The organism is Pseudomonas sp. WP18 (genome assembly GCF_036689585.1).
GTDB lineage: Bacteria > Pseudomonadota > Gammaproteobacteria > Pseudomonadales > Pseudomonadaceae > Aquipseudomonas > Aquipseudomonas chlororaphis_E.
Map to the genome: position 1 here is coordinate 5921952 of NZ_CP144758.1, position 12110 is coordinate 5934061.

The 12110-nt window shown below is 63.9% G+C and carries 10 protein-coding genes; 6 read left to right on the forward strand and 4 right to left on the reverse strand.

Going from position 1 to position 12110, the window contains the following annotated elements; all coding sequences use genetic code 11:
• Positions 1 to 2: 2 nt before the first annotated feature.
• Positions 3 to 818 (reverse strand): HDOD domain-containing protein, encoded by an 816-nt coding sequence (locus V5F23_RS26440; RefSeq protein WP_162489260.1) that lies wholly within the window; start codon positions 816 to 818, stop codon positions 3 to 5.
• Between the two features lie 230 nt (positions 819 to 1048).
• On the opposite strand from V5F23_RS26440, the gene V5F23_RS26445 reads away from it, so the two are divergent.
• From V5F23_RS26445 to ilvD, 3 genes are all read left to right on the forward strand, one after another.
• Entirely contained in the window at positions 1049 to 1588 is a 540-nt protein-coding gene (locus V5F23_RS26445) for a type 1 glutamine amidotransferase domain-containing protein (protein ID WP_042731184.1), read from the forward strand.
• Positions 1589 to 1726: 138 nt separating this feature from the next.
• Positions 1727 to 2923: a class I SAM-dependent rRNA methyltransferase gene (locus V5F23_RS26450; protein WP_042731185.1), complete on the forward strand. Its 1197-nt coding sequence runs from the start codon at positions 1727 to 1729 to the stop codon at positions 2921 to 2923.
• 319 nt (positions 2924 to 3242) lie between these two features.
• Complete coding sequence (gene ilvD, locus V5F23_RS26455; protein ID WP_042731186.1) at positions 3243 to 5084, forward strand: dihydroxy-acid dehydratase; 1842 nt, start codon at positions 3243 to 3245, stop codon at positions 5082 to 5084.
• 235 nt (positions 5085 to 5319) lie between these two features.
• Here the strand turns inward: ilvD and V5F23_RS26460 are convergent, their stop codons facing one another.
• Positions 5320 to 6375: a haloacid dehalogenase-like hydrolase gene (locus tag V5F23_RS26460; RefSeq protein WP_338497019.1), complete on the reverse strand. Its 1056-nt coding sequence runs from the start codon at positions 6373 to 6375 to the stop codon at positions 5320 to 5322.
• A 242-nt stretch (positions 6376 to 6617) separates the two neighbouring features.
• Between V5F23_RS26460 and V5F23_RS26465 the strand changes: the two genes are divergently transcribed.
• Complete coding sequence (locus tag V5F23_RS26465) at positions 6618 to 8009, forward strand: L-cystine transporter (protein WP_042731187.1); 1392 nt, start codon at positions 6618 to 6620, stop codon at positions 8007 to 8009.
• A gap of 106 nt (positions 8010 to 8115) precedes the next feature.
• On the opposite strand, the gene V5F23_RS26470 is transcribed toward V5F23_RS26465, so the two are convergent.
• Entirely contained in the window at positions 8116 to 8628 is a 513-nt protein-coding gene (locus V5F23_RS26470; protein ID WP_042731188.1) for a dihydrofolate reductase, read from the reverse strand.
• An 86-nt stretch (positions 8629 to 8714) separates the two neighbouring features.
• Here V5F23_RS26470 and V5F23_RS26475 point away from each other — a divergent pair, with 86 nt between their 5' ends.
• On the forward strand, positions 8715 to 10082 hold the full coding sequence (locus tag V5F23_RS26475; protein ID WP_042731189.1) for a DUF2868 domain-containing protein: 1368 nt from the start codon (positions 8715 to 8717) through the stop codon (positions 10080 to 10082).
• Positions 10075 to 11451 (forward strand): GTPase/DUF3482 domain-containing protein, encoded by a 1377-nt coding sequence (locus tag V5F23_RS26480; protein ID WP_042731190.1) that lies wholly within the window; start codon positions 10075 to 10077, stop codon positions 11449 to 11451. Before V5F23_RS26475 ends, V5F23_RS26480 begins: the two co-directional genes overlap by 8 nt.
• A gap of 166 nt (positions 11452 to 11617) precedes the next feature.
• Here the strand turns inward: V5F23_RS26480 and V5F23_RS26485 are convergent, their stop codons facing one another.
• Positions 11618 to 12109 (reverse strand): DUF523 domain-containing protein, encoded by a 492-nt coding sequence (locus V5F23_RS26485; protein WP_042731307.1) that lies wholly within the window; start codon positions 12107 to 12109, stop codon positions 11618 to 11620.
• Position 12110 lies beyond the last annotated feature (1 nt).

Below are 12110 nucleotides of genomic sequence, written 5' to 3' on the forward strand. Positions count from 1 at the left end.
ACTCAACGAGTGGACAGGTCGCGGATTTCCTGTTTCTGGGTCTGGAAGTCGTATTCCGACAAGCCGATGTAGTCGAGCACCAGCGCCCCGACGCTGTCCCACTCATGGTCTTCAGGCTGGTTGCCCAGCACCCGGTGGGAGGCGCAGATGTTCTCGGACATCTTCAGGATCGCCAGCAAATTCTTCAGCGCGGTGTTGTTGCGCGAGGACTCGTCGCTGAAGACCGCCAGGGCATTGTGGTGGTTGGCGATGGCCTGGCTGACGTGATCCGGCAGGCGCCAGGACTTGGAGGTGTAGTAGCCGACCACCGCATGGTTGGTATTGAACTCGCGGTTTTCAGTGTCCACCACCCGGCACTCGGCGCTGGCATTGGCGTAGGCCTGCTCGAGCACGCTCATGTAGTGGGGGAATTGCTTGAGCATCAACGGCACGCCGCAATCGTGGAACAACCCTAGCGCGTAGGCTTCGTCGCCGTTTTCCAGACCGACACGCTTGGCCAGGGTCAGGCAGGTCATCGCCACGTCCTGGGCGGTGTCCCAGAAACGGTTCAGGGTGACGATGGCGTCATCGTGCAATTCACCCTTGATCGACTGCGCGTTGATCAGGTTGATGATCGAACGACTGCCCAGCAGATTCACCGCGCGCTGGATCGAGGTGATCTTGTTGCGCAGCCCGTAGTAAGGCGAATTGACGATCTTGAGCAAGGCCCCCGAAAGGCCCGGGTCCTGGGAGATCAGCTTGGCGATGGTGTCCAGGTCCGGATCGGGCATGTACTGCTCCATCTGCAGGTCAACCATGATCTGCGGCTGGGGCGGCACACTGATGCCTTGCAGGGACTGTTGAATCTGTTCGGCGGAAAGCTCTTGGGACATGAGTACACACTCTGGGTCAAGCGGGGATTCTAACCCTTAAAGATGGATCCGATACACCGTCGGGTAGATAGTCGGAACTTTCCTTCGGGCTCAGGCTTCGGACTGTGTAGGGCCGACATCAAGCCTGCGTAAGGTTTAGGTCGGCCGCCAACCCACTCAGCTTGAGGAGATTTTTCATGCCCGGTTCGCTGAACAACAAGCGTGTTGCCATCCTGGTGACCGACGGTTTCGAACAGGTCGAACTGACCGGCCCGAAACAGGCGCTGGAACAGGCCGGCGCCCAGGTGGACATCATTTCCGCCGACGAGGGCCAGGTCAAAGGCTGGAACCATGACAAACCCGCCGACGACTTCAGGATCGACCGGACCTTCAAGGCCGCCAATGTCGAGCAGTACGACGCCGTGGTCCTGCCCGGCGGCGTGCAGAACTCCGACACCATCCGCATAGACCCCGACGCGCAGAAGCTGGTCAAGGGTTTCGAGGCGGCCAGCAAGCCCATCGCGGTCATCTGCCACGGTGGCTGGCTGCTGGTGTCGGCCGGGCTGGTCAAGGGCAAGACCATGACCAGCTACAAGACGCTCAAGGATGACCTGGTCAACGCCGGGGCGAACTGGGTCGACAAGGAAGTGGTCAAGGACGGCACATTGATCAGCAGCCGCCAGCCGGATGACATCCCGGCGTTCAATCGCGAGCTGATCGGGGCGTTGTCTGCCTGACTCATCGTAGCGAGGGGTCTTGATCGAAATAGGGCGGCTGCGCCACCCAGCGAGCAAGCTCCCTCGCCACATGTCCAGCGCAAGCCCCGGACCCGCTTCAACACGCTATACTCCCGCTCTTTTTTCCGGAGCGACGTCATGTCCCTGCCTAGCCTGCGCCTCAAAGCCAACGCCGACCGTCGCCTGCGCGCCGGCCACTTGTGGGTCTACAGTAACGAAATCGACGTGGCCGCCACGCCGCTGCACGGTTTCCAGGCCGGCGACCAGGCGGTCCTCGAGGCGGCCGGCGGCAAGCCGTTGGGCATCGTCGCGATGAGCCCCAACAACCTGATCTGCGCACGCCTGCTGTCGCGAGACGTGAAGCTGGCGCTGGACAAATCCCTGCTGGTGCACCGCCTCAACGTGGCACTGTCGTTGCGCGAGCGGCTGTTCGACAAGCCGTTCTATCGCCTGGTCTACGGTGACTCCGACCTGTTGCCGGGCCTGGTGGTCGACCGTTTCGGCGACATCCTGGTGGTACAGATTGCCTCCGCCACCATGGAGGCCCACAAAGATGACGTGATCGCGGCCCTGACCCAGGTGCTCAAGCCCAGCGGCATCCTGTTCAAGAATGACTCCGCCGCCCGCGACGCCGAAGGCCTGAACCGCTACGTCGAGACCGTGTTCGGCCTCGTGCCGGAATGGGTCGCCCTGGAAGAGAACGGCGTGAAATTCGAAGCACCGGTCATGGAAGGCCAGAAAACCGGCTGGTTCTACGACCACCGCATGAACCGCGCGCGCCTGGCCCCCTACGCCAAGGGCAAGCGCGTACTGGACCTGTTCAGCTACATCGGCGGCTGGGGCGTGCAAGCCGCGGCCTTCGGCGCCAGCGAAGTGTTCTGCGTCGACGCCTCGGGCTTCGCCCTCGACGGTGTCGAGCGCAACGCCGCGCTGAACGGCTTCGCCGAAAAACTGACCTGCATCGAAGGCGACGTCTTCGAAGCCCTGAAGGAACTCAAGGCCAGCGAAGAGCGCTTCGACGTGATCGTCGCCGACCCACCGGCCTTCATCAAGCGCAAGAAAGACCTGAAGAACGGCGAAGGCGCGTACCGCCGCCTCAACGAACAAGCCATGCGCCTGCTCAGCAAGGACGGCATCCTGGTCAGCGCCTCGTGCTCGATGCACCTGCCCGAAGACGACCTGCAAAACATCCTCCTGACCAGCGCCCGCCACCTGGACCGCAACATCCAACTGCTCGAACGCGGCGGCCAAGGCCCAGACCACCCGGTCCACCCGGCCATTCCCGAGACCCGCTACATCAAGAGCATTACCTGCCGGTTGTTGCCGAACAGTTGAGTGCTATCGTGGCGTGGGGCTTTTCCCGCGCCACTCCACCCTGTGGGCGTGAACGCTACCAATCGTCATCCCGTGCGCGACATTCACACCCGATCAGCACTTTGCGTCATTTCATCCTGACGCCAGCGGTGTAGAATCGCGACATTCATCGCCATTCATCCCCGGCGGGTTTATGAGCTCATGCCCAGGCTCGCAGCGATCCTGCACAGTCATCGGCCACCTCCAGACACTGCGCCCATCCCGAGTGTTCCAGAGGTCAACAGAAGCTCACTTCCCCTTGTTACCTGATTAGTACCTGATTAGCCGCCCGGAGTGCTCCATGCCCGATTACCGCTCGAAAACATCCACCCATGGCCGCAACATGGCCGGCGCCCGTGCCTTGTGGCGCGCCACGGGGATGAAGGATGACGACTTCAAGAAGCCGATCATCGCCGTTGCCAACTCCTTCACCCAGTTCGTACCGGGCCACGTGCACCTCAAGGACCTGGGTCAACTGGTGGCCCGGGAAATCGAACGCGCTGGCGGCGTGGCGAAAGAATTCAACACCATCGCCGTGGACGACGGCATCGCCATGGGCCACGACGGCATGCTCTATTCGCTGCCCAGCCGCGAGATCATCGCCGACTCCGTCGAGTACATGGTCAACGCCCACTGCGCCGACGCCATCGTGTGCATTTCCAACTGCGACAAGATCACCCCCGGCATGCTGATGGCCGCGCTGCGCCTGAACATCCCGGTGATCTTCGTTTCCGGCGGCCCGATGGAAGCCGGCAAGACCAAGCTCGCCAGCCATGGCCTCGACCTGGTGGATGCCATGGTGATCGCCGCCGACTCCAGCGCCTCCGACGAGAAGGTCGCCGAGTACGAGCGCAGCGCGTGCCCGACCTGCGGCTCGTGCTCCGGCATGTTCACCGCCAACTCGATGAACTGCCTGACCGAAGCCCTGGGCCTGGCCCTGCCGGGCAACGGCTCGACCCTGGCCACCCACAGCGACCGCGAGCAACTGTTCCTGCAGGCCGGCCGCACCATCGTCGAGCTGTGCAAGCGCTACTACGGTGAGAATGATGCGTCGGTGTTGCCGCGCAACATCGCCAACTTCAAGGCGTTCGAAAACGCCATGACCCTGGACATCGCCATGGGCGGTTCCACCAACACCATCCTGCACCTGCTGGCCGCCGCCCAGGAAGCCGAGATCGATTTCGACCTGCGCGACATCGACCGCCTGTCACGCAACGTGCCGCAACTGTGCAAGGTCGCGCCGAACATCCAGAAGTACCACATGGAAGATGTTCACCGTGCCGGCGGGATCATCAGCATCCTCGGTTCCCTGGCCCGAGGCGGGTTGCTGCACACCGACCTGCCGACCGTGCACAGCAAGACCATGGCCGAGGCCATTGCCAAGTGGGACATCACCCAGACCACCGACGAAGCCGTGCATCACTTCTTCAAGGCAGGCCCGGCGGGCATTCCGACACAGACCGCGTTCAGCCAGTCGACCCGTTGGGAAACCCTGGACGACGATCGTGAGAACGGCTGCATCCGCAGCGTCGAGCACGCCTACTCCAAGGAAGGCGGGCTGGCCGTGCTGTACGGCAACATCGCCCTGGACGGTTGCGTGGTGAAGACCGCGGGCGTCGATGAGTCGATCCATGTGTTCGAAGGCAACGCCAAGATCTTCGAAAGCCAGGACAGCGCCGTGCGCGGGATCCTCGCGGACGAGGTGAAGGCCGGCGACATCGTGATCATTCGCTACGAAGGCCCGAAAGGTGGCCCGGGCATGCAGGAAATGCTCTACCCCACGTCCTACCTGAAGTCCAAGGGCCTGGGCAAAGCCTGCGCCCTGCTCACCGACGGCCGTTTCTCCGGCGGGACTTCGGGCCTGTCCATCGGTCACGCTTCGCCTGAAGCGGCGGCAGGTGGCGCCATCGGCCTGGTGCGCGATGGCGATAAGGTGCTGATCGACATTCCGAACCGCTCGATCAACCTGTTGATCAGCGATGAAGAGCTGGCCGCGCGCCGCGTCGAACAGGACAAGAAAGGCTGGAAGCCGGTGGAAGTGCGCCCGCGCAAGGTCACCACGGCACTCAAGGCCTACGCCCTGCTCGCCACCAGCGCCGACAAGGGCGCGGTACGCAACAAGGCAATGCTCGACGGCTTGTAAGCGTCTACAGCGGCCAAAAAAATGCCCCGCCAAGTGCGGGGCATTTTTTTGGGCTCTCATTTGCCTTGCGGCCATGGCGTCTCTTGTGGCGAGGGAGCTTGCTCCCGCTGGCCTGCGCAGCAGGCCCCCAGCATTGCTTCAGGCAAACCGCACTACCTGGTTTGCGACTGCTACGCAGTCGAGCGGGAGCAGGCCCTTGCCACGGGTTCTTCGTGGTCCCGCGGGGTCGTGGGACTTACTGGATGTCTTCCGGCTTGACGATCACCCAGTTCTTGTCCGCCGTCACGGGCAGGCCTTCCTTGGCCTGGGCCGCGGCGTGCTTGACCATCATGCCGTTGAGCTGGGTCATGTATTTGTCCTTGCGGTTGACCCACAGGTGGATGCCGCCCTTCGCTACATCCACATCGTGGAACAACATGTAGCCATCGCTGCTCGGCGTGTCGCCGCCCACGAGCACCGGTTTCTTCCACTCGTCGATGTAGGTCAGGATCGCCGCATGCTTGCCGGCCATCCAGGTCGCCGGCGTCCACAGGTAAGGCGTGTACTCCAGGTCGAGGTTGGCCTTCTCGTCATACTTGCCGGCGCTGATCTGCTTGCGGGCCGTGGTCAGTTCGCCCGTCTTGCGATCCTTGAGCAGCGTGGTCACGCCGATCACGTTCTGCGGCTTGAGGTTGTAGCCATACTTCGGATCGGCAGCGACCATGCGCACCAATTCTTCCGACGCCGCGGTCATGACATAGACCTCGATGCCGTTTTCCATCAGTTTGTTGTACAGCTCGGCCTGGCCGGTGAAGACCTTGGGCGGGTTGACGGTGGAGTTGACCACCTTGTCGCCGTCGTAATACGTGGTGGGCACCGGCTTGCCGGAAGCCATCAGCTCGTCGACGTAGCCCTTGAGCTCTTTGAGGGTGAAACCGGAGAACACCTGGGCCACCCAGGGGTAGCAGACCATGTCGTCCACTTCGCACAGGCGATAGTAATAGCTGAACAGGCTTTCCTTGTGGTCGGCGGTGTCCTTGAACGGCATCAGCTTGAGGGACGGGTCCAGGGTTTCGCGGGTGATGAGGCCCTTGTTCTCCATGAACGGCAGCAACGATTCCTCGAGGTCGTAACGGTAGCTGGTGTTGTCCATGTCGAACACCGCGTAGTTACCCTTGTTGGCGTTGGCCGCGATCATCGCGTCCAGGGCCTTGGCCTGCTCGGCCGGCCAGTGCTTGAGCTCGGTGGCAAGGGCCTGTCCGGCCAGGCCCAGGCTCAAGGCGACAGCGAGAAAACGAGGTGCGAGCTTCATCGGCATTTCTCCCAGGTTCAAAGAACCCGACGCTAACAAATGCGTATGACAGTCCTCGCCTGTCCGCGACCGCTTACGTCTTGAAAACGCCAGCGACGTACCCGCAAACGCCACGTCCTTATTCCATAAACGACATTCAACATGCATTTTTAGTATTAATTCATTAGTTATCAGACTGTTAGGCTTTCCTGTTCGCAGTCGCGGCTTCAAGCGACTGGCAAAGTCTTAACGGAGCTCTCTTGATGAATCTGCCGCTGATCCTCAATCTGTTGGTGTTCCTCGCCTTGCTGTTCGGCCTGGCGCAAACCCGTCACGCCAGCTGGAGCCTGGCCAGGAAAGTACTGCTGGCCCTGGTGCTGGGCGTGGGGTTCGGGGTGGCCCTGCACACGATCTACGGGGCTGGCAACCCGGTGCTCAAGGCCTCGATCGGCTGGTTCGACCTGGTCGGCAACGGCTACGTGCAACTGTTGCAGATGATCGTCATCCCGCTGGTCTTCGCCTCGATCCTCAGCGCCGTGGCGCGTCTGCACAACGCCTCGTCCCTGGGCAAGATCAGCTTCCTGACCATCGGCACCTTGCTGTTCACCACGGCCATCGCCGCCCTGATCGGGATCGGCCTGACCAACCTGTTCGGCCTCACCGCCGAAGGGCTGGTGGCCGGCAGCCAGGAACTGGCGCGCCTGCAAGTGATCCAGAGCGATTACGCCGGCAAGGTCGCCGACCTGAACATCCCGCAGTTGCTGCTTTCGTTCATTCCACAAAACCCCTTTGCCGACCTGGCCCGGGCCAAGCCGACCTCGATCATCAGCGTGGTGATCTTCGCCGCGTTCCTCGGCGTGGCCGCCCTGCAATTGCTCAAGGATGACGCGCAAAAAGGTCAGAAAGTGATCGACGCCATCGACACCCTGCAAAGCTGGGTCACGCGTCTGGTGCGGTTGGTGATGAAGCTGACGCCCTATGGCGTGCTGGCGTTGATGACCAAAGTGGTGGCGGGCTCCAACCTGCAGGACATCATCAAGCTCGGCAGTTTCGTGGTGGTGTCGTACCTGGGCCTGGGCCTGATGTTCGTCGTCCATGGCCTGCTGGTCAGCGCGGCGGGGATCAACCCGTTGCGTTTCTTGCGCAAGATCTGGCCGGTGCTGACCTTCGCCTTCACCAGCCGCTCCAGCGCGGCGACCATCCCGCTGAGCATCGAAGTCCAGACCAGCCGCCTCGGCATTCCACGCGCCATCGCCAGCTTCAGCGCCTCGTTCGGCGCCACCATCGGCCAGAACGGTTGCGCTGGCCTGTACCCGGCGATGCTGGCGGTCATGGTTGCGCCGACAGTGGGCATCAACCCGCTGGACCCGGTATGGATCGCGACGCTGGTGGCGATCGTGACCTTGAGTTCGGCGGGCGTCGCCGGGGTCGGTGGCGGGGCGACATTTGCCGCGCTGATCGTGCTGCCGGCGATGGGCTTGCCGGTCTCGCTGGTGGCGCTGCTGATTTCCGTCGAGCCGCTGATCGACATGGGTCGCACGGCGCTGAACGTCAGCGGCTCGATCACCGCCGGGGCGATCACCAGCCAGGTGATGCAACAGACCGACAAGGCCTTGCTCGACGCTGATGAACATGGGGAGTTGGTGCACGCTTGATGCGTGGCGCCTGATAGACCGCTTTCGCGAGCAAGCTCGCTCCCACAGTCGACCGAGGTCTGCCTGACAAAACTCGGTTAACTGTGCGAGCTTGCTCGCGATGCCCTTAACGCTTTTCCCACACCTCGAAGCTATACGCCGGCTTATCCCCTTCGGCCGGGTTCGGCTGGTTCGAAACCAGCGTCCACTGGTTCGCGTCGAACGCCGGAAACCACGCATCCCCTTCCGGGCTCAGCGCCACGCGGGTCAGGTACAGTCGGTCTGCCTGCTCCAGTGCCTGGGCGTACAGCTGCGCACCGCCGATCAACATCAGCTCATCGACACCCTGCGCCTGCGCCCAGGCTTCGGCCCGCTCCACGGCGGCGTCGAGGCTGGAAAAGACTTCCGCGCCCTCGAGCAGCAAGCCAGGCTGGCGACTGACCACGATGTTCAGGCGCCCCGGCAACGGTCGACCGAGGGAATCCCAGGTCTTGCGCCCCATGATGATCGGCTTGCCCAGGGTGGTGGCCTTGAAGTATTTGAAATCCCCCGGCAAGTGCCAGGGCATGCTGTTGTCGACGCCGATCACCCGGTTTTCACCAAGGGCTGCGATCAGGCTTAAGGGAAGTGTTTTTTTCATGCCGCCGAGGATACCAGAGGCGCGCCTTACCCCGACAGGCGCTACAGCGGTTATGCTCAAGCCTCATTTGAGCTACGGAAGCACCCGTGACGAAACTGCAAGAACTCTGGTTGACCGAGGCCATCCGCCTGCGTGAAGAGCACGCCGGCCCGTTGCAGGACCAGGAAGCTAATCGCCTGGCCCGTGCGGCCGGCGGTGAGTTGTCCACCCGTATCCGCCATCGCGCCCGCTGGCTGGCCGAGCGCGATGGCCTCGTCCTGGCTCTGCGCCACTGGTTGCAAGGGGCGCGCCTGGCACTGATGGTGTTGGCGGTGCTCGCCGTGGTCAGCGGCGCCGGCCTGGGCTTTGCCGCACTCGGCGACGGGCAGACGCCAGTCAACGTGTTCTGGGCCTTGGGCAGCCTCCTGGGCCTCAACCTGGTCTTGCTGATCGGCTGGGCCTTCGGCCTGGCGTTCGCCGGGGGCCAGGATGCCGTGCTGGGCCGCTTGTGGTTGTGGCTCAGCGAGAAGCTCGCCCGCGACGCCAAGGCCATCCAACTGGCGCCGGCCCTGCTGCTGTTGTTGCAACGAAAGCGACTCAACCGCTGGGTTCTCGGGGCGCTGGTCAACGGCGTCTGGCTGGTAGCGATGGTCAGCGCGCTGGTCATCGTACTGATGCTGATGGCGACCCGGCGCTACGGGTTTGTCTGGGAAACCACCCTGCTCGGCAGCGAGACCTTTGTTGCCCTGACCCGCGCCCTCGGTACTGTGCCTGCCCTGCTGGGTTTCAACGTACCGACCGTGGAGATGATCCGCGCCAGCGGCGACGGCGCCCTGAACCTCGACAGCGCCCGCCAGGCCTGGGCCACCTGGCTGGTGGGCGTGGTGCTGGTCTACGGCGTGCTGCCACGCCTGGGCCTGGCGCTGCTGTGCCTGTGGCGCTGGCGCCGCGGTCGCGCCGACCTGGCCCTGGACTTGAACCTGCCGGGCTATGCCCAGTTACGCGAACGCCTGATGCCCAGCAGCGAGCGACTGGGAATCAACGACGCCGCGCCCGCCCAGTTGCATCAGGTGCAAAGCCCCGCCGGCACGGTGCAAAGCACCGGCGCCTTGCTGGTGGCCATCGAGCTGGACGAGCGGCCCTGGCCGCCGAAGCTGCCCGACTCGGTGAAAAACGCCGGTGTCCTCGACAGCCGCGAGTCTCGCCACAAACTCCTCGAACAACTGTCGCGATTTCCACCGGCGCGGTTGGCGATTGCCTGTGATCCACGCCGCTCGCCAGACCGGGGCAGCCTGGCGTTGATCGCCGAACTGGCCCGCAGCGCCAGCGCCACCCGCGTGTGGCTGTTACAGGCGCCGCCCGGCGAAGCGCTGGACGCCGAACGCCTGGGCGACTGGCACAGCGCGCTGCAACAGCTGCAATTGCCTTTCGCCGATTGCGCCCCCATGAGCTGGCTGGAGAACGGCCATGACTGATTCCATCAAGCCGCTGAAACTGGCTGTGGTCGGGCATACCAACGTCGGCAAGACCTCGCTGCTGCGCACCCTTACCCGGGACGTCGGCTTCGGCGAAGTGTCCCATCGCCCGAGCACCACCCGGCACGTCGAGGGCGCACGCCTCTCGGTGGACGGGCAAGCCCTGCTGGAGCTGTACGACACCCCAGGCCTGGAGGACGCCATCGCCCTGCTCGACTACCTCGAATGCCTGGAGCGCCCCGGTGAACGCCTGGACGGCCCGGCACGCCTGGCCCGTTTTCTCGAAGGCAGCGAGGCGCGGCAACGCTTCGAGCAAGAGGCCAAGGTGTTGCGGCAGTTGCTCGCCAGCGACGCCGGCATTTATGTCATCGACGCCCGTGAACCGGTGCTGGCCAAGTACCGCGATGAGCTGGAGGTCCTCGCCAGTTGCGGCAAGCCGCTGCTGCCGGTACTCAATTTCGTCAGCAGCACCCAACACCGTGAGCCCGACTGGCGCGAAGCCCTGGCACGCTTGGGGCTGCATGCCCTGGTGCGCTTTGACAGCGTCGCGCCGCCCGAGGATGGCGAACGACGCTTGTATGAAAGCCTCGCGCTGTTGCTGGAAAGCGCCCGCGGGCAACTGGAGCGGTTGATTGCCGACCAACAGGCTCAGCGCCTGGCCCGCCAGCAGAGCGCAGCCCGGTTGATCGCCGAGCTGTTGATCGACTGCGCCGCCTGCCGCCGCAGCGTCGCCAGCGACCCCGAGCGGGAGCGCCAGGCCATCGACGAGCTACGCCATGCAGTGCGTCAGCGCGAACAACGCTGCGTCGAATCCCTGCTCAAGCTCTATGCCTTCCGCCCCCAGGACGCCGCCGCCTGTGACTTGCCACTGCTCGACGGACGCTGGGGCGATGACCTGTTCAATCCCGAGACTTTGAAGCAATTGGGTGTGCGGGTTGGCGGTGGAATCGCCGCAGGCGCCGCGGCCGGTGCCGGGGTGGACTTGCTGGTGGGCGGCCTGACCCTCGGCGCCGCCGCCCTCGCCGGGGCCATTGCCGGCGGCGCCCTGCAAACCGCCCGCAGCTACGGCAATCGACTCATGGGCAAACTCAAGGGCCAGCGCGAACTGACGGTGGACGACAGCGTGCTGCGCCTGCTGGCCCTGCGCCAACGGCAACTGCTGCAAGCCCTCAACCAGCGTGGCCATGCGGCCCTCGACAGCATCCGCATCGCCACGCCCCAGGCAGACAAGACCTGGCGCGAAGGCAAGCTGCCCGACGCCCTGGCCAAGGCCCGCGCCCATCCCCAGTGGTCCAGCCTCAACCCCCAGGCGCGGTTGAGCCAGGCTGAGCGGCAGGAGCAGATCGAGCAGTTGGCGGGTCAGTTATGACAGAAGACCGACTGTGGCGAGGGGATTTATCCCCGCTGGGGCGCGCAGCGTCCCTGATGCCTGACACCACGATGTGTCTGACAGACCGTGTCGATTCTTTTGGGGGCGCTGCGCACCCCAGCGGGGATAAATCCCCTCGCCACAACAGGGTTGTGCCAGATAGCAATCAGCGACTGTTCAACACCACGAGCGCCAACGCAACTTCAGCCAACTCCAACTCATTGAACACCCGCACCCCATGGCGCTTGAGCAAGGCCGCTGTCACGCCCTCGCCACTGACTTTCACGCCACTAAACGTGCCGTCGTAGGTCAGCAGGTTGCCGCACGATGGGCTGTTGGCCTTGAGCACGGCGATCCGGATGCCGTGTTCGCGCACCAGCGCCAGCGCCTGGTCGGCGCCCGACAGGAACTGCGCACTCACGTCCTCGCCGTCTGTGGTGATCACCGCCGCCTGGCCGTCGAGCACCTGGACGCCCTGTCCACCGGCAATCTCCGCCGCGGCCCGGGGCGTGGGCAGGCCGCCGGCGACTTCCGGGCACAGGGGCACGACCCGGCCTTCGTCGAGCCATTGCTGAAGTTGATCGAATGGCCCGCTGGCACCGCCGTCATAGCGCACCCGGTGGCCGAGCAGGCAGCGACTGACCAGGATTTTTTCCATG